At 48.8% G+C, this 18,743-nt stretch carries 5 protein-coding genes (1 of these 5 cut by a window edge); 4 read left to right on the top strand and 1 reads right to left on the bottom strand.

Annotation, left to right across the window (positions count from 1 at the left end; translation table 11 throughout):
* Window positions 1-51: 51 nt before the first annotated feature.
* Window positions 52-2,358 (bottom strand): TonB-dependent siderophore receptor, encoded by a 2,307-nt coding sequence (locus tag CYL31_RS12360; RefSeq protein WP_212915543.1) that lies wholly within the window; start codon window positions 2,356-2,358, stop codon window positions 52-54.
* A 188-nt stretch (window positions 2,359-2,546) separates the two neighbouring features.
* Between CYL31_RS12360 and CYL31_RS12355 the strand changes: the two genes are divergently transcribed.
* The 4 genes from CYL31_RS12355 to CYL31_RS12340 all read left to right on the top strand — a co-directional run.
* Window positions 2,547-3,518 carry a TauD/TfdA family dioxygenase gene (locus CYL31_RS12355; RefSeq protein ID WP_212915542.1) on the top strand — a complete coding sequence of 324 codons (972 nt, stop codon included), beginning with the start codon at window positions 2,547-2,549 and terminating at the stop codon, window positions 3,516-3,518.
* A gap of 140 nt (window positions 3,519-3,658) precedes the next feature.
* Window positions 3,659-10,216, top strand: coding sequence for a non-ribosomal peptide synthetase (locus CYL31_RS12350; protein WP_212915541.1), 6,558 nt, complete (start codon window positions 3,659-3,661; stop codon window positions 10,214-10,216).
* Entirely contained in the window at window positions 10,213-16,887 is a 6,675-nt protein-coding gene (locus CYL31_RS12345) for a non-ribosomal peptide synthetase (RefSeq protein WP_212915540.1), read from the top strand. The genes CYL31_RS12350 and CYL31_RS12345 overlap by 4 nt, the downstream gene beginning before the upstream one ends.
* Window positions 16,884-18,743, top strand: the beginning of a protein-coding gene (locus tag CYL31_RS12340; RefSeq protein WP_212915539.1) for a non-ribosomal peptide synthetase. Its footprint extends 12,291 nt past the window's final position; the window shows 1,860 of its 14,151 coding nt (coding positions 1-1,860); it begins with the start codon at window positions 16,884-16,886; its stop codon lies beyond the right edge, outside the window. Before CYL31_RS12345 ends, CYL31_RS12340 begins: the two co-directional genes overlap by 4 nt.

Below are 18,743 nucleotides of genomic sequence, written 5' to 3'. Positions count from 1 at the left end.
AAGGAAAGGCTTTTTTACAGAGCCTTTCCTTTATTGGTTTTTAAAGCAAGGTTAAAAGCTGTATTTTGCTTTTAAAGAGACAGTGCGAGGTTCACCTAAATAAACTGCATTTTGTGTGGAATCTGAACCAGCGCTGTAATAATCCTCATCAAATATATTTGCAACGGTTAACTGCATGCGTAGCTGGTCGTTTGCGAAACTAGGTTGGTACCAAAGGGTCACATCGGTTGTCGTATAAGCATCCAGTTTGTAGTCGTAGTCTTTCCTGCGATTTCCTGCACGCTCTCCGACATAAAGGATACCTGTGCCGACTCCCCACTCTTCTGTGACATCATAAAATAACCAAGCACTTGCGTTGTGCATCGGCACGTTGACTGGTTTATTCGCACTATCCGGAGAATCTACAAAATCAACGTCTGTATAGCCATATGAAAATAAGGTGGTTAATTGATCGTTGATGGCGTAATCACCATCAATTTCAAAACCTTGGCTGCGTTGTTTGTAGACATCATAACTAATTGGATTGCCATCGTTTCTATAAGCAACGTTATCTAAGTTGATATGGAACGCGGATGTTGTCAAATTAAGTTTGTGATTTAAGAGCGAAAGCCTGATGCCTGCTTCGTATTGTGTACCTTCCTGTGGGTCTACCCATTCTTGCTTCACTGTATCGAAATTGTTGTTTGGTAGATAAGAAGTCGCAATATTTGAGAAGAAAGACACGGATTCAGATAGCTTATATAGGGCGCCTATTTGTCCACTTAGGTTAGAGTCATTCGGACTTTTGGCGTCTGAGTTGCTAAAGTTGGCTCTCCCTGCAGAGTCAGCTAAAATGGCGCTGTCATAGGTGTCTTTGAATTCTCTTGAATAAGTATCATGTCGAAGCCCTACAGCAAAGTTCCAGTCTCCATACTTTATTAAATCATTGATAAAAATGCCGTATTCTTTTATTTCTTCTTTTGTTGTATTTAAGTGGTAGTAATCATTTGGGTCGTTGGCTGCTGAGCTATCTGTGTAATAATTATACAGTCCGGAATTTGGTGATGTTTCACCAAATATTCGAGCAGAGAGTGCTGCCATTGTGGTATTTGACCAGCTTTTAGAGGCATTGTTAATTATTGTCTCTTTGTAACGTGTTGCGTCAGCACCAGTAATAATTGTGTGAGAGCTTTTTCCCCAGTCAAAGTTAAGTTGGTTTTCCCAAGAGAATATGTCTGTGTTGCTGCTTGCTTGGCTATCGTTAACATAGCGGTTGATATTACCGTCAAATGCTACTTTGTATTGATCTTGGTTTCGGACACTTGTGCCAAGAACTGTTGATACTGAAGCGTCTGAAGCTGCATAGAAATGCACTCTGCGACCGTCTGTATCACGCTTTTGATGTTGATATTTGAAGCGAGTCGTCCAGTAATCATTGACGTCATGAGCCACTTCAAAACCAAATTTTTCAGTTTCACGCTCCTGTCTAGAAAAGCTAGTGCCTATTCGGCTAGAGTCAATATCTAGAAAATCCCACCCTGTGTTTGAGGTGTTACGTACCGCCAATGTGCCACGATCGAAAGGAAGCTCCTCTTTATTGTATTTATAAAATAGAGTGACTTCGGTGTCCTCACTAGCAAACCACGTAATGGTCGGAGCAATAAAGGTTTGGGTGCTGTCTGAGTCATCTCGCCATCCATCAGAATCATCCGTTACTCCGACAATACGATAAAGAACCGTTTTGTCTTTATTAAGCGCTCCAGTGCTGTCGATGCTTAGACGTTGTTGTCCATGTTCATCTAGATTCAACTCAATATCTGTTGCTTGGTTAGGTGATGGCTTTTTGCTAATGACGTTGATTAGTCCACCAGGATTCATGTTGCCATACAAAACTGATTCTGGCCCTTTAACTACTTCGACATACTGAATGTCTTCCATAACCGCTTTATCTTGTGCGACGCCATATACTCTAGCGCCATCTTCATAGACGTTGGCATTAAAACCACGAATAGAAAATTGATCTCTTGTTCCGCCATAGTTGTTGTCTTCGGATACGTTGCTGATGTTATGTACTACATCGCTTAAAGAGCTCGCATTTTGCTCACTTGCAATCTCGTCGTTTATAACCACTACAGATCTTGGGATTTCAGCTAGGTTTGCCTCAGTTCGCATGGAGGATTGTGAGACATTTGTTGTTAGCGATTGTTTGACGCCAGAGATAACAAGTGTGTCTAGCGTATTATCCTCTGTAGTTGTGTTTTGATCTGTAAGTTCATCTGCTGCTAGAGCAAGCGGACTGATTATAGCGAGAGCCAGAATAAATGAATGTCTTGGTTTGATCCTAGATGAGACATATTTGGCTATGAGTGTCTTGTTCATATTGTTGCTCTAATCCTATTTTTTTATTGATAGCGTTTGTTAAATGTTTTGTGAATGCAATTAAGGCATTGACATTAATTTACAATTTATAGCAAAAAGAAATATTTATGTAAATGCTGTTGCAATCAATAATCGTTTTCATTTAATGTTTCGACAAATTTTGTCGCATTAGGTAAAGAGGATTAGGGATGTCAGTTATCGTTCAAAACAAAATATTGACTGCTAGCGAAGGGGCGTGTGCAGTATTGCCGCACATTATTTCTCTAGGTGAAGGGAGGAGTTGGCGAGACTCAATCGCTATTATTCACCGCGAAGTTGAGAATCATTTATTAAAATCTGGTGGGTTGTTGTTTAGGGGGGGAGATCTTTTAGGGGAAGCTGAATTCCAGGAATTTGCCAAAACTTTTGGTTTTCCTCTTCTTGATTATGAATTTGGTTCTACTCCGCGTACTGATTTGGGAGAAGGGGTCTACACAACAACGGAATACCCAGCACATCAGGTGATTCCGCTTCATAATGAACAAGCCTACACTCTCAACTGGCCAATGAAAATTTGGTTTCACTGCATTGAACCTGCGCACACAGAGGGGGAAACTCCTATTGCGGATAGCCGTAAAGTGTACCAGCGGATTCCAGTACGCATACGTGAACGCTTCGCAGAGAAAAAGCTAATGTATGTGCGCAATTACGGTAATGGTTTGGACTTGCCTTGGGAGAAAGTCTTTTCCACCGAAGACCCAAAACAGGTAGAAGCATTTTGTCGTCAGAATCAGATCGATTTTGAATGGAAAGGCGATGGTGAGTTAAGAACCCGCCAGATATGTCAATCTGTAGCACAGCACCCTATCACCCAAGAGTGGGTTTGGTTTAACCAAGCACACCTATTTCATGTTTCCAATCTGGATGCTCATATCCGTGAAACCCTATTGTCTATTGTAGAAGAAGAAGATCTCCCTCGTAATGTTTACTACGGCGATGGCACCCCCATTGAAGACAGTGTTTTGGATGAAATTCGCGGTGTGCTGGATTCGTGTATGGTCAAGTTCCCATGGCAAAAAGGGGACGTGCTGATGCTTGATAACATGTTGGTTGCCCATGCTCGTTCTCGATTTAGCGGCCCTAGAAAAGTAGTCGTTGCAATGGCTGAGCCCAATAAATAGATACATTTTAGATCTTCAATCTCCTCTTTTGTATGAAAATGTGGAGGAGGTAAGAGAGCTGCATACCTCTTCATCTTTGTTAAAAAGTGTGTGGCAGGGATCAGTCTTGATAATACCTTGCGTGACTTAGGAATTTCTTTATGGATATCACCTCTCCAAATCGGGGACATATTCTCGTTTCATCTAATCAATCTGCTCTTTGGTTCTTGTATAAACTGTCTCCTGAATCTTGTGCTTATAATATGCATTTTGCCTGTGTGCTGGGGCGGGATAAAGGTCAATTGCTAGCGCTTGATCAGCTTGAAGAGAGTTTTTATCAAGCGGTTCATCTTCAGCATACGATGCGTACCGGTTATTTCCAGGAGGGGAGCGAAGTAAAAGCCAAGCTCTTTGAGGCAAGTTGTGCTGAGTTTATCTGTGAACGAAAAAAACTGACGGAGCAGGAGCATAAAAGCTGGGTGAACGGGTCGGCAGATCAGCCTTTTTGTCTGGAAAAGGGTTATGTCATCAGAGCCAATGTATGTATTGATCAATACGTTTCCTATTTGGTGGTGACCGCACATCACATAGCAGGTGATTTCTATGCTATGGAGCGATTTATGCAGACCTGGGCTGAGTGTTATCAGCACTTGATGGGAGAAGGGGAAGCTCCACAGGTAAAGGAACAGTTTGCTGACTGGCTAGGACGTCAGGAGGACTGGCTGTCAAGCGAACAGGCGAGTAATACCATGCAGTTTTGGAAAGAAACCATTGGCTCTCTGCCAGAGAGTCTGCATGTTCCTGCGGACTTTGATCGCCCCAATGTCATTGGTTTTAACGGGGATCAGTATGTTTGCCATGCCGATGCAGAACTCTCCGATGCTCTGTTGTATGCTGCGAAAGCCTTAAAAACAACTCCTTATGTTTTGTTATTAAGTGCATTTCAATATTTCCTATATCGCCTAAGTGATCAAAAACGCTTTCTGATTGGTTCGCCGACTTCTGGTAGACGTGGTCGACGGGACCGAGAGGTGGTGGGTTATTGTGCCAACCCAATTCCTGTTTTAGCGGATTTTAACGAAGACACCAGTTTTGCCGAGCTTATCCAAAAAAATGCGAATTTTTTCGCTCAGGCAAGACCTCATCAAAGGTTGCCTTTTGCCAAACTAAGTCAGGCATTGCTCAAAGATCGCAGCGCAGAGAAAAGCGGCCTGACCAGCCATATGATGACCTATACCCAAATGCATGACACGCATTTTGCTTCGCCAATTATGGGGGAAATGTTGCAGCTGGGACAGCGGGGAGCAGCTCATGAGTTGCATCTTGGTGTGTTTAAAACCCAAGTAGGGAAACTGGATTTTATCTGGCGCTTTAATACCAGTTTGTATCGTGCGGACACCGTAGCGGCGATGGCGCAGGATTTTTTTGCCCTGCTGCATTGTTTATTAGCTGCTCCAAATGAGAGGTTATCGATCCAAACCGCGTTACTCTGGCTCGATCGGGCATCAGTAGATACGCAAGCTAGTGAGATGTCTGACGCATCTTGCTCAGCACTTGCCCTCTGGCAAAAACGCTCAAATGACGAAATCGCACTCTTGCATGGTGATAAACGCATTCTTGTTGGAGAGGTTAATCAGACGGCAGAGTGTTTAATAGCGAGCCTTAAATCGCAGAAAGAGCGAATAGGCAGCCCGATTGCCATCTTGTTACCCAGAGGGGAACGGCAAGTGGCTGCCATGCTAGCCGCTTGGAGACTTGGTGTACCCTATGTACCGCTGGATGATAAACAGCCTAGTACTCGTTTACAGCTTATGCTTCAGGAAGTGCAAGTTAGTGCGTGTATTGGTTTGGGTGAACGCCCGGATTTTTTGCCTGAAAACAGTCTTTGGCTGGATATGGGACAAGACATGTCTTCTGCAGGCCGCGTCTTGCCTTCTGTTTCTGGCGAACAGGAATCTGTAGATAAAAATGATACGGCATATCTGATTTTTACTTCTGGCTCAACCGGTACGCCCAAGGCCGTTTCCGTTTCCCAAGGGGCATTGGCCTCCTACGTGGATGCGGTGAACGAGCGGCTTAATTTACCCGCAGGCAGTGTCTATGCAAGTCTTGCCAGCATTGCGACCGACCTCGGTTACACGGCATTATGGGGTGGATTATTGGGTGGGTATCCAGTACGCATTCTGGATGAAGAATGGATGCTGGACGCAGAAGGTTTGGCGGATCACCTACAGACTCATTCTGTGGATATGTTGAAGGTTGTACCATCTCATCTACAGGGGTTACTAGCCTCGGAACGTCTGGAAATACTTCCCAAAAAAGCTCTGGTGTTGGGGGGGGAAGGAGTAACTCCTGAGCTGGTTAAACAACTGCAACAACAGGCCCCAGAACGGGCTCTCTTTAACCACTACGGGCCAACTGAAACCACCGTGGGGGTAATAGCAGGCAAACTGGAAGCCGGGTCTCCCATTTCTTTGGGGACAGCGTTAGCGGGCAATCGACTCTATGTCTTGAGCAATGACATGCTGCCAACACCAGTGGGTGGCATCGGGCAGCTTTATGTTGCGGGGCGTCAACTGGCTCAAGGGTATTGGCAGGACGAAGAGAAGACTGCGCATAGCTTCATTGATAACCCCTTTGCGTCAGGTGAAAAACTCTATCGCACGGGAGATAGGGTAAGGCGTTTGCCAAACCAGCATCTGGCCTTTGTTGGTCGGGGTGATGGTCAGGTGAAAATCCGGGGTTACCGTGTGGAGCTGGCCGAGATCGAGCACAAACTTGCGCAATTGTCTGGTGTGATGGAATGCGCTGTGCATTTTGACAAAATCGAGCAGCGAGAATGCCTCGTGGCTTTTGTGGTTTCAACACAGCCAGTTAAGGACATTGAACAGGCTCTCGCACAAGTGCTACCTGCCTACATGATGCCACACTTCTGGCAGAATCTGGACGTTCTCCCACGTAACAGCAATGGCAAAATTGATCGTAAAACGCTGCGTGAACGCGCGAACCAGTACCTGTCTGAGCAAGAGAGAAAAGAAACAGAAAACCACGTCGGTTCAGAAACTCAAGACAATACTTTGGTTCAAGCACTACAGGCACTTTTTGCCAAGGTGCTACAGCTGGAGGAAAGTCGTGTGGATAAGGAAGCGGGCTTCTTTGCCCTTGGCGGCGATTCCATCCTTGCTTTGCAATTGGTGGCTGCGGCCAGAAAAGATGGCCTGTCGTTAACCCCACAGTTAATCTTTCAACATCAGACACCAGCGGCACTCGGTGCGTTTTTACAGACGCAAGCTCCTGCTAAAAAAGTCGCGCACTCTGGGACGGTTAGTGCTAAGGAAGATGCTCCAGCCAGCACGCCAAATGCGATGCGTCGCGCCAGTATGTTCTTGCCAGACAACCTAACATGCGGTGAGGTCCATGCCCCAGTAAGCCAGCAGGATCTGGAGCAGGTGTGTCGTTTGATTGCCCCAGATACCATTGAAGACATTCTGCCTCTCTCTCCCGGTCAACAAGGTATTTTTTACCATTGTCAACTGGATAACAATCCTAGGCTTTACACCAATGTGACCACCTTGTCGCTCGAGGGCGAGTTAGAGGTATCTGCTTTCTTGCAAGCCTGGAAACAAGCGGGTTTGCGTCATGACATTTTGCGTAGTCAGTTTGTTTGGGAATCATTGGAGCAGCCTGTCATGGTGGTGTGTCGTGACCTTGCCATGCAAACCGATTTTCAGGACTGGCAAGCGTTCTCAGCGCAGATGCAAGAGGCCAGGTTGGCAGACTTTCTGGCAGAAGAAGAACGCAACGGCTTTGTAATCAGCCAAGCGCCTTTAATGCGCATTACTCTGATTCGTTTCTCTCATGATGCGTGGCGCTTGATCTGGGTACGTCATCACCTGGTGGTGGATGGTTGGACATCATCACTGGTGGCGGGTGAAGCCATTGCGCTGTATCAGCAAAAGTCGTTGGCTCCTGCTCCCACACTGGCAGCCTACAGCACATGGTTACTCTCACAGGATGAAGACACCGCGCTGCGCTACTGGCAAGAGGCTCTAATGGGTGTTGAGGAAGCCACAATACTGAGTGACCACCAGATCAAATCGACTGGTGAAAATCAGCAAAACTACCATCAGGCACAACTGCCTATGGCGTTGAGCGAGCAGGTGCAGCACAGCGCACGCCAACATGATTTAACCGTCAACACGCTGGTGCAACTGGCGTGGGCTTTGACCTTGAATCGCTTTACTGGCCGCACCGATGTGGTTTTCGGCACAACCAGCTCCGGGCGCTCGGAGCTGGTGGATGCTATTCAGCAAACCGCTGGTATGTTTATGAATACCCTGCCGCAACGGGTCATATTCAAAGGGGAGCAAACCTTGGCAGAGCAGGCCAGAGCCTTGCAACTGAGTGCGGCAGAAGCACGACAGGCAGAGCATCTTTCTCTGGCGCAAATACAATCCTCCCTGTCTTTACCACCGGGCGAAGCCCTGTTTGATACAGTACTGGTGTACCAGAATTACCCCATTTCTTCGGCGCTGACACAGCTTGAAACACCGAAAATTCAGCTGCTTCATGTGGCGGAACACAGCAACCTGCCGCTCATGCTGCAAGTGGAACCGGGTGAGTCATTATGCCTGCATTGCCGTTACGACCGTCAGCGTATTGCGGACAATACTGTCACAGCACTGCTTGTCACCTTTGAGCGGGCGCTGGAGGGTTTAACCCAGGGGCTTGATCAAACTGTTCACACTTTGCTTGGCAAACTGGTTGAGCAGGAAAAAGCTTTGTCTATGGTGTCTGGTAAGTCACTGGATAGTTCGCAATATCAGGACCTGCTTACCCAAATCCAATATTGGGGACGCACCACTCCGGATAAAAAAGCGCTGATAGTTGAGGATCGAAACTTCACTTACAAAGCATTGTGTGAGGCTATTAGTCAGCGTGCGCTCTATTTTACGGACAGATTAGGCAATGTGCCCGAGGCGGACAAAGTGGTTGCTGTGGCGCTGGCGCGGGATGCTCAACTGGTGATCAATCTTTTGGCTCTATACCAGGCTGGTATTTCCTACATCCCGTTAGATCCAAGCCATCCCAAAGAACGGTTGGAAAGTATTCTGGAGCAAGCGAAGGTGGCCTTTATGTTGGTCACCGAGTCACTTTCTTTAGATGTCGAGGTGGAACAGGTCTCTCTTGCTCAACTGGAACAGGAAAACAGTGCTATTCAGAACGTTGGCGACCTCTTGCCAATCCTATCCGATTCGGCCATTGCCTATCGTATTTTTACTTCTGGCTCGACCGGGAAACCCAAAGGGGTAGAAGTATCCAGAGGTGCATTGAAACACTTTATGCACGTTATTGCGGATGAAGTGCCTGTTTCTATAAACAGTCGCCTGTTGGCTGTGACCACTGTTGGCTTTGATATTGCCGCATTGGAGCTGATATTACCGCTGTTACAAGGTGGAACACTGGTGCTGGCCAATGACGAAAACAGCAAGGATGGACAAGCTCTGGCGCAGTTAATAGACCAGCACCAGATCAATGTGATGCAAGCTACACCGGCAACCTGGCATGGTCTGGTGGAATACGACGGCCCCTGGTGGCAGACACTGGATGTGCTGGTGGGAGGGGAAGCCTTACCTGTCACTTTGGCACGAACCTTACTTAACAAAGCCAACAGCCTCACTAATCTATACGGCCCGACCGAGGCCACTATCTGGGTGAGTTGTGAAAAGGTTACGCTTGCCTCGCTGGATAATCTGGATGGCAACCATGTTGCATTGGGTCATCCGTTTGCCAACACCGCATTGTCTGTGCTCGATAACCTGGGCTATCCGGTGCGTCCTGGTGTAGAAGGGGAGCTGTATATCGGCGGGTATGGGCTGGCGCAGGGCTATCTGAATCAGCCGGAACTGACAGCCGAGAAATTTGTCCCCGTGCCTTTTGCCAAAGAGGTTTTTTCTGCTCAATCCACAGATCTTGAATCCACAGATCTTGAATCCACAGGTCTTAAATCAATAGCACCTGATTTCCCAATTGGCGAAAAACTCTATCGCACCGGAGACCGTGTGCGGATGGATCAGAATAAGGTAATCCATTACCTGGGGCGCATGGATTTTCAAGTCAAACTGCGCGGTTTTCGCATTGAACTGGGGGAAATTGACGCCCTGTTGCAACAACACCCAAGCGTTAGGGAAGCCGTTACCCTCATGTGGGATGAACAGCCAGACAAGGCCTTTATCGCAGCGTATGTATCACTCATGTTTCCTCAAAAAGGGCAGGCAGAGGCAGATCTTATGGCCTATATGGGTGAACATTTGCCAGCTTACATGGTTCCGGCACACATCCAGATACTCAATAATCTACCACTGAATACCAATGGCAAGATCAACCGCCGTGCATTGTCATGCCCGACACTTCTGGAAAGTACCCATTATGAGTGTCCTCAAACCGAGGTGGAACATACCTTGGCGGAGATCTGGCAGCAGATTCTGTCCGTCAAAGATCCCGGTGTGAGGGACAACTTTTTCCATTTGGGAGGCAATTCCCTGTCGGCTACGCGCCTTCAGGCCAGAATCCAGCGGGCGTTTCATATCAGCCTTTCGCTGGCAGACATCTTCCAGAACCCAACCATAAAAGCCTTGGCCGAGAAACTCGACGTGAACACTTCCCAAGAGGATGATCTGGCGGCGATGGCAGCATTATTAGATGAGTTTGAACTATGAGTAAGTCTGACGTGAAACAACAAAATAGCCAGGATGCCAAGCGTATTGCTGAGCGACTGGCCGCATTACCAGCAGAGAAAAAAGCTCAATTTCGCGCGCTATTGGCGTCTAAAAATATCGATAGCTGGCAATTACCCATCGTTCCATTGCCACAAAAAGAGGGCGACAGAAAAGCGGTACTTTCCAGCGCTCAACAACGGCTCTGGTTTATTGATCAATACGAAGAAAACAGCGCTTTATATAACCTAAGTGGCCGTCTGCAACTGACGGGGCGTTTTCACCTTGACGCCATGAAACAGGCCTTTGCTACTTTGCTAGAACGCCATGCTGTTTTACGCAGTACCTATCAGGTAGATGAGCAGGGAGAAGCCTGGCAGCGACAAGAGCGGGATTATACTCTGCCTATGCAAATTGAGCTGAATGTGGTGGATATGGAACAAGCCTGTGGCCGGCTGATTCGCCAGCCCTTTAAGCTGGATCAAGATTTACCGGTACGTATTGCCTTGTTAAGTGAAGGTGGAGAAGACAGCCGGGTCTGGCAATTGCTCTTTGTGATCCACCATATTGCCTTTGATGCCTGGTCCGAAGCTCTGCTGATTCAGGAACTAACAGCGCTGTACGATCAGTTCGTGAAAGGTCAGATTGCTCTTGATACGGAAAAACTGAAACAAGAAAAACAGTTGTCAGCAGCAACACTGCAATACGCGGATTACGCCGTTTGGCAACGGGAATGGTTGAGCAGTGTCCACGCCAGCTCACAACGGGCCTATTGGTGCTCGGTACTACAAGATGCATCGAAAAATACCGCCTTGCCGTTTGATTTTCCCTACCCGGATATGGCGGCAAGAACCTACGAGGGAGCGGAAGAAAGCCTGAGCCTAAGCCAAGATACGGTGCAGCGAGCGAAAGCCTTAGCCAATCGGGAGGGCACCACCTTGTACAATGTAATGCAGGCTGCGTTTGTGCTTTTGCTGAATCAACAAGGCTGCGGTCGGGATCTGTGCCTTGGTACTTCTGTTGCCAATCGTCAGCGCCCGGAGCTGGAAAACCTGCTGGGTTTTTTGGTAAATACTCTTGTATTACGCCATCAATTAGCGGACAAAATGGCGTTTCGTCAACTGCTCTCTAACGTGTCGTCGACCACTCGCTCGGCCTTTGAACATCAGGATTTCCCCTTCGATTTACTGTTGGATGAGCTGAACATTGAACGTGGGCAGGCCTGGAGCCCATTGTTTCAGGTGCTGTTTGTCTATCGCAATGTGCCACGCCAATCCTTGCAACTGACCGACTTAACCGTCGAGGTGGTGGATAAGGAACTGACTCAGGCCCGTTTTGATATGACAGTTCGTTTGAATGAAACCGAACAAGACGATGGTCTACGGGTGGACCTGGAATACAGCACGGAACTCTTTCGCCGGGAAACCATTGTAACGCTACTGAATCAATATCATGACCTTCTAATTAAGGTTCTGGAAGCACCAGACCATGTGTGGCAATTGACAGAACGACAATTGACAAAATTGCCGTTGAGGGAGCAAGAACAACAAGAATCGAACCAGGGGGCAACCCATTCAGATGAGAATCCTCAACAGGAAAGTACCGCTTTATACAGTGACGAGGTTATAGCTCTGGCGCAAAACATTGCCGCAGGTTATCGGGAGTTATTGCGTAAAGACGTAAACCTGGAAGACAGCTTTTTCCAGCAAGGGGGTGATTCCATCCTTTGTTTGCAATTGGTTGCCCGTCTGAAAAAAGACGGAATCAAGCTGACGCCTAAGCTGGTCTTTGCGAAACAAACACCCCTGAGCATTGCCCAGGAAATCATTGACAAGAAAGCGCCAGACACCGCTACTGTGAGCACTCAAGCGGCCGTTGCAGACAGGCAAACCGTGCCTCTTGCGCCAATACAACACTGGTTCTTCGAGCAGAAGCTGACACAGGTAGACCATTGGAATCAGTCGGTGTTACTAAGCTACGAAGGCGAAATGGACAGTATTTACTTTGCCCAGGCGGTAAAACAGGTTTTTGCCTTGCACCCGCAATTGAATACCCGTTTTCAACACAAAACGTCGGATCAGGTAGTGCAAACGCTCACCACAGGGGAATGGGAGATAGCAACACATGCCATTGCCTACGCCGATTTACCTGCTTTGCTGGCACAGCAGCAGTCTTTATTTTCCCTAGTGGACAAAGCGCCTATTCGTGTGGATCTTATCGACTTTACTGACCAAAGCGACGGGCGCATTTTATTGAGTGCCCACCATCTGGTGGTCGATGGTGTTTCCTGGCGCGTGCTCATAGGTCAGCTTTGTCAGGCGTATTTTTCCCAGCTAGCCGGACAATCGACTGAGCTGTTGGCTCCATCGGCGTCTTACGGTCAATGGGTCGCGGAGTTAGGTGCCTGGTCTGAGGCAAAAAAACAGGCAGCTAAAACCTACTGGCAAGCACTAGCCGACACAGACAAAAGCGAACAACAAGCGTGGGTGAGTCTACCCCTAGACCTCTCCAATGCTGACCTTTACCAGACGGCGAATCTTGACCAGCCCAATACACTGGCCGAAAGCGATTCCCTGGAGGTGCACCTGCCCCATGAGCTGACACAAACACTGACTACTCGTGCTTTAACAGCTTATAGCCTGAGGATTGACGATTTACTGCTCGCCGCGTTAAATCATACCTTGTCTCGCTGGCGTGGGCACTCTGACATACTGGTGGAGATGGAAGGTCATGGCCGTCAGCATGACGTACTGGATTTATCTCAGACTGTGGGCTGGTTTACCAGTCGTTACCCCGTGTTGCTGCATTGCCATTCATTGGCACAAACAGAAGATAGCCTGCGCTGCCTGATTCTGGATACTCAAGCCCAACTGAGACGAGTGCCGGATCAGGGGCAAGGCTATGGTGTAATGCGTTACCTGTTTGATGCTTTCCCGTCTCTGGCGACCCCTTCTATTGTATTTAACTACTTGGGACAACTGGATCGTGGATTAAGCTTACAAGACGTGAACGGTACGCGACTGTCTCTGGCAGATGAATCTGTCCCTCACCAACGCCACGGCGATAACCGCCGCAAACAGTGGCTGGACATCAACGGGATGATCAAAAACGGCGAGCTGGTGCTGCGTTGGCAGTTTAATCGCAAGGTGCATTCTTCCAGGACAATACAGACACTGGCAGACCAGTTTATCGACATCTTAAGCATCCTGATCCATCATTGTGAGAAGGCTGAAAAATCAGTTTCTTTGGCGGACTACCCCTTAATTGCACAAAGTATTGTAAGCCAGCAAGCGCTGGAGAGAGTGCTCGACACGCTGCCAGTCTCCCTGGACGAGCTGGTGAACCTGTATCCGCTGACGCCCACTCAACAGGGAATGCTGTACCACACACTGGCCGAGCCAGAAAAAGGTCTGTATTTGAACCAGAGCTTGATTGACTTTCATGGCACTCTGGATGAAAAAGCCCTGCAACAAGCCTGGCAGACATTGATGGATCGCCATGATGTGTTGCGTACTGGTTTTGTCTGGCAAGGGCTGGACTTGCCACTGCAATACGTTAGCAAGCAGGTCGCGCTGGATTGGCAGACGCTAACCTTACCCCATAATGCGTTACATGAAGAAAGCATCCAGACCCTGGCCGAAACGGAACGACAAACCGGGTTTGATGTACAAAAACCGGGATTAATGCGCTTTAAGCTGATTCGTATCCGCCCGGATTATCACTGCCTGATCTGGACACGACACCACTTGATTGTGGACGGCTGGTGTACCGGGCAAATGGTGAGGGAAGTGCGTAACGCTTATCAGGCTTTTGTACAAGGTAAAACCGAGCCGAACACCATGCCGCCTTTGGCTGTAGGCGAGTTTTCCGACTTTGTTGCCTGGTTAGAGCAACAGGATCAGGTGGCGAATCTAAGCTACTGGCAAGGAGTCTTTGCCAATGTTGACAAGGCAGAAAAAGGCCGCCTGCCCAAACCCATCAAAAGCGCCAGCGGGCATGTATCGGCAACAGGTGGTATCCGTCAATTCACTCAGACTTTGAACCCATTGGCAAGCGATGCGTTGAAGCGTCTGGCAGCAGAGCACTCTTTAACCCTGAATGCCTTATGTCAGGCGGCCTGGGCGCTGATTGTCAGTCGTTACACCAATAGTGATCAGGTCGTGCTGGGTATTACCAGCTCGGGCCGACCAGATACCTTGGATCATGCCGAGCGCATCATGGGCGTGATGATCACTACTTTTCCTCTGGTGGTAAACCTCGGTGACCGACAGCAATCCCTGTTGGTTCTGGCTCAGACATTGCAGACTCAACTGGCCGAGAGTCGCGAGCATGAACATGTGCCACTGGTAGAGATACAAAAAGTCGTTGGTGACAGCGAGGCCCTGTTTGACAACCTGCTGGTGTTTGAAAACTACCCAGGTGAGCAGCATGAAATGGGCGGTGATCTCCACTTTCGTCTTAAAGAAACACGTGAAACCAACAACTACCCACTGACGCTGGTGTTAGTGCCTCATACTAAGTTGAAGAATAGCCATTTAGACATTCGTCTTGCAGTGGACACTCAGAAAATGGATCTGTCCGTGGCCTGCGATATGCAAAGGGCATTTGTGACCCTGCTGGAGCAGCTTGCTCAAAATTCTGACAAAGAAAACAACCTGAGCTGCGTCCACCTGATACGTCATCTTGCAAGCGGTCAGGCACTTGATCAGGATAGTAAGAGCCCCTGGCATTGGAACCAAACCCAAAAAGACTACACAGTACCTGCCACGCTGGATACCTATCTGGCTCAGCAAGCGGAGAAAACACCGAATAACACAGCGCTTGTGTGTCCGGCTGCCACCGTTGAATCCTATTGGCAGACGGACGGGGATTTGCAGCTGTCTTATCAGGCATTACATGAGCGTGTCTCGCAATTGGCTGCGTACCTGCAAAGCGCCCACGATGTCCAAAAAGGCGAGCGTATTGCCTTGTGTTTGCACCGCTCCCCGGAGATGGTTATTGCCATGCTGGCCTGTGTGAAACTGGCCTGTGCTTATGTGCCGCTGGACCCAGACATGCCTGCCAAACGTCTGGCGATGATTCTGAATAATGCTCAGCCCTGCCTGATTCTGGCCCAACAACATACCCGGACTTCGTTGCCAGAGAAGAACCACAGTACTGTACTGTGTATGGAAGAGGTGATGGTAGCTTCTCAGTCCATGTCAGCAAAAGAAGCAGAAGGGCAGTTAACAGCCCTTAATGCGTCCCCTCAGGCGGATGACATACTCTATGTACTCTATACCTCAGGCTCGACCGGACAACCCAAAGGTGTGGCGGTGCCCCACGCAGGTATCGTTAACCGCATTGCCTGGATGCAGGAGGCCTTTGGCCTGCAAGCGGAGGATGCGGTGCTACAAAAAACGCCTTATGGGTTTGATGTTTCCGTGTGGGAGTTTTTTTGGCCGCTGGTGACCGGGGCTTGTTTGGTGATGGCTGAGCCAAACGTCCATAAAGACAATCACCGATTGGTCGCGCTGGTACGGGAGTATGGCATCACCACCATGCATTTTGTTCCCGCTATGTTGCATGGTTTTCTGGAACAGCCGCTTGCTGAATCTGGATTAATCAGGCCTGAATCAAAACCACTGGCGCTAAAACGTTTGATTTGTAGTGGTGAAGCCCTGCCTTACCACGTACAACAGACCTGCTTTGAAAAACTGCCGAATGTGGCATTGCATAACCTATACGGCCCAACGGAGGCCTCCATCGATGTGACCTGGTGGGATTGTCAGGCCCAGAACATTGAGAACGAAGTGCCGATTGGTTACCCCATTGCCAACATGCAGACCTGGATTCTGGATAAGGATCTAAACCCGGTTCCTGTGGGTGTTGAAGGAGAACTTTATTTGGCTGGTGTGGGGTTGGCAGCAGGCTATCTGGGGCAGGAAGAACAGACCCAGGCGGCCTTTATTCCCACCCCCTGGGCGCCTGCTAATGCCCGGACGGATGCGCAATATGCCCGCTTATACCGGACACGAGATCTGGCGCGCTATCGTCCTGATGGGGCCATTGAATACCTGGGCCGGGCCGATTTTCAGGTCAAACTGCGCGGTTTGCGTATTGAACTTGGCGAGATCGAAGCGGTGATTGCCCAATACCCACCGGTAAAAGAAGTGATTGTACAACTGCGTCAGCGTGGTCAACAGCAGGCGTTGGTGGGTTACATCGTGGCAGATGCGGCCATTGAAATGGACACCTTAAGTGACTTTATGAAACACAGGCTACCGGCTTATATGGTGCCAGAGCACGTGGAAACACTCGCAGCCCTGCCTTTAACACCAAACGGCAAAGTGGATCGCAAGGCTCTGCCCGAACCCATTTGGGATCAGGTGCCGTTTGAGGCTCCTGCCACCCCGACCGAAGAGGCGTTAGCCGAACTATGGCAAGCCCTGCTGGGAATCGATGCGGCTGGGCGCTGGGATAATTTCTTTGTCCTAGGCGGACATTCTCTGCTCCTGACCCGTTTGGTTAACCGGATTAATCAGCATTTTAACCTGAACCTTCGACTGGCTGAACTGATGGCATTGTCAGACCTACAGGCATTGGCCGCCTATATCGATATGTGTTGCCAATCTTTCACCTCTGCGATCAACACCACAGACAGCGAAGAAGAAAGGGAGAGTTTTGAACTATGAACATGACCGTCTTTTTAACGGAATTATTTCAACAGGGCATTCGAGTACGTCTAGAAGATGACAAACTGAAAGTGGATGCACCAAAGGGCGCGTTAACTCAGGACATCAAGGCGACCTTAAGCGCAAATAAATCGGCATTGATCGACTATCTGCGTTACCAGAATCGTCAGACGTCTCTGCCAGTACTGGCGCGTGTCGACAGAGCACAAGCGCACTTTTCCTTATCCTCAGCCCAGGATCGCATGTGGTTTTTGCAGCGGTTTGAACAGGACAGCGGCGAATACAATGTGAATGCATTGTTGGCTTTGACGCCTTTGACAGAGTCGAATAACTGCAACCATACCGTGCTTTTTAAACGCGTGTTTACAGCACTGATTGCCAAACAGGAAGTTTTTCGCACGGCCTTTGTGGTCGGGGGCGATGGCCGACCACAAGCCAATTTATTACCCTCCGAACTGCTTCTCTCCCATTGGGATATTGCGGTAGAGGATTTTCGTGCCGACCCGAATGGGCAAAGACATTATGAGCAAGCGTTAAAGCGGGTTATGCAAACCCCCTTTAATTTGGCTGAGCCGCCCCTGTTTCGTCTAACCCACTTTCTCTTGCCAACGGGGGAGTCGCACCTTTTATTGACTTTCCATCACATTATTGTGGACCACTGGTCATTACAAAATTTGACACGGTTAATGGTAAAACAGGCCAATGATTTTCTGACGCAAACTACCTCAGACACCGGGTCAGAGAAGGAAACTTGCCAATACCTTGATTATGCCCACTGGCAGAAACAACTTTTGGAAAGCGATATCTACAACACCTTGTTGACCTATTGGCGTAATACCTTGGAGGATGGCGAATACCGTCTGGAACTACCGCTTCGTACCTTGAAAAGTGCCAAAGTGCAGAGCAAGACAGCACCAGAACAAGAAGGCGATCGCTACCATTTTGCGCTGCATCAAGCCGACTATCAGCGCCTGAAACAGGTGTGTGAACAGCAGCGGGTGACACCCTACGTGGTATTGCTGGCAGCGTATCAATGGATGTTGCACCAGCGTACCGGACAACGGGACATTCGCGTTGCCACCCCGGTAACAGAGCGCCCCTTACCAGAGTTGGAAGGCATGTTGGGCTTATTCGTCAATACGCTGATTATCCGTGCCCAATGTGACCGTGATACAAGCGCGGCCTCGTGGCTGGACCGTGTTCATCAAGCCGTAATGGGAGCCCAGAGCCACAGTGCTATGCCATTTGAGAAACTGGTGGAAGAGCTTGTAACAACGCGGGATCAGGAGCACGAACCGCTGGCGCAAACCCTATTTAATTATCTGGAAGCGTCGGACGTGAAAGACATGAGGTTAGGGGATCTGAACGTCACCTCCCTGCCAGTGCCCGAGTTGGGAGCCAAGTTTGATTTGTCCTTGTTTGCGCTTAAGGAAAAAGACGGTATCTCTCTGTCGTTTCAGTACCGCACGGCCTGTTATCAAGCCGAAGACGTGGCACAACTGGTGGCATATTACCAAACGGCACTGTCTCAGTTACTCGGTGCACTGCAAGGGGAACCGGAGCGTTTGTTGCGCACCTTCCCGATATTAAGCGAAGACGAATGGCAGCAATTGAGAGCCTGGAATCGAACAGAAAAAGTGGCCTTCCTGCCGCCGCAATTATCCCACGCCACATTGGGGGACGCCCTGTTGGCACAGGCACAAAAAACACCACAACAAAAGGCATTGGTGTTTACCACCCGCGAAGAGGGTAAAGTGGTCACTCATCACTGGGATTACCAAACCCTGGATCATCAGGTGAATAAACTGGCTCACTGGCTGTTAGAGCAGCCAGGGGTTGGCCCGGAAAGCCGCATT

Source organism: Marinomonas sp. A3A (genome assembly GCF_018336955.1).
Lineage (GTDB): Bacteria > Pseudomonadota > Gammaproteobacteria > Pseudomonadales > Marinomonadaceae > Marinomonas > Marinomonas lutimaris.
This window is presented reverse-complemented; position numbering and strand designations above follow the sequence as displayed.

What these genes read in the sequence shown, in the direction of transcription:
- CYL31_RS12360 (WP_212915543.1), bottom strand. Translation starts at nt 2,358, where the DNA reads ATGAACAAGACACTCATAGCCAAATATGTCTCATCTAGGATCAAACCA.
- CYL31_RS12355 (WP_212915542.1), top strand. Translation starts at nt 2,547, where the DNA reads ATGTCAGTTATCGTTCAAAACAAAATATTGACTGCTAGCGAAGGGGCG.
- CYL31_RS12350 (WP_212915541.1), top strand. Translation starts at nt 3,659, where the DNA reads ATGGATATCACCTCTCCAAATCGGGGACATATTCTCGTTTCATCTAAT.
- CYL31_RS12345 (WP_212915540.1), top strand. Translation starts at nt 10,213, where the DNA reads ATGAGTAAGTCTGACGTGAAACAACAAAATAGCCAGGATGCCAAGCGT.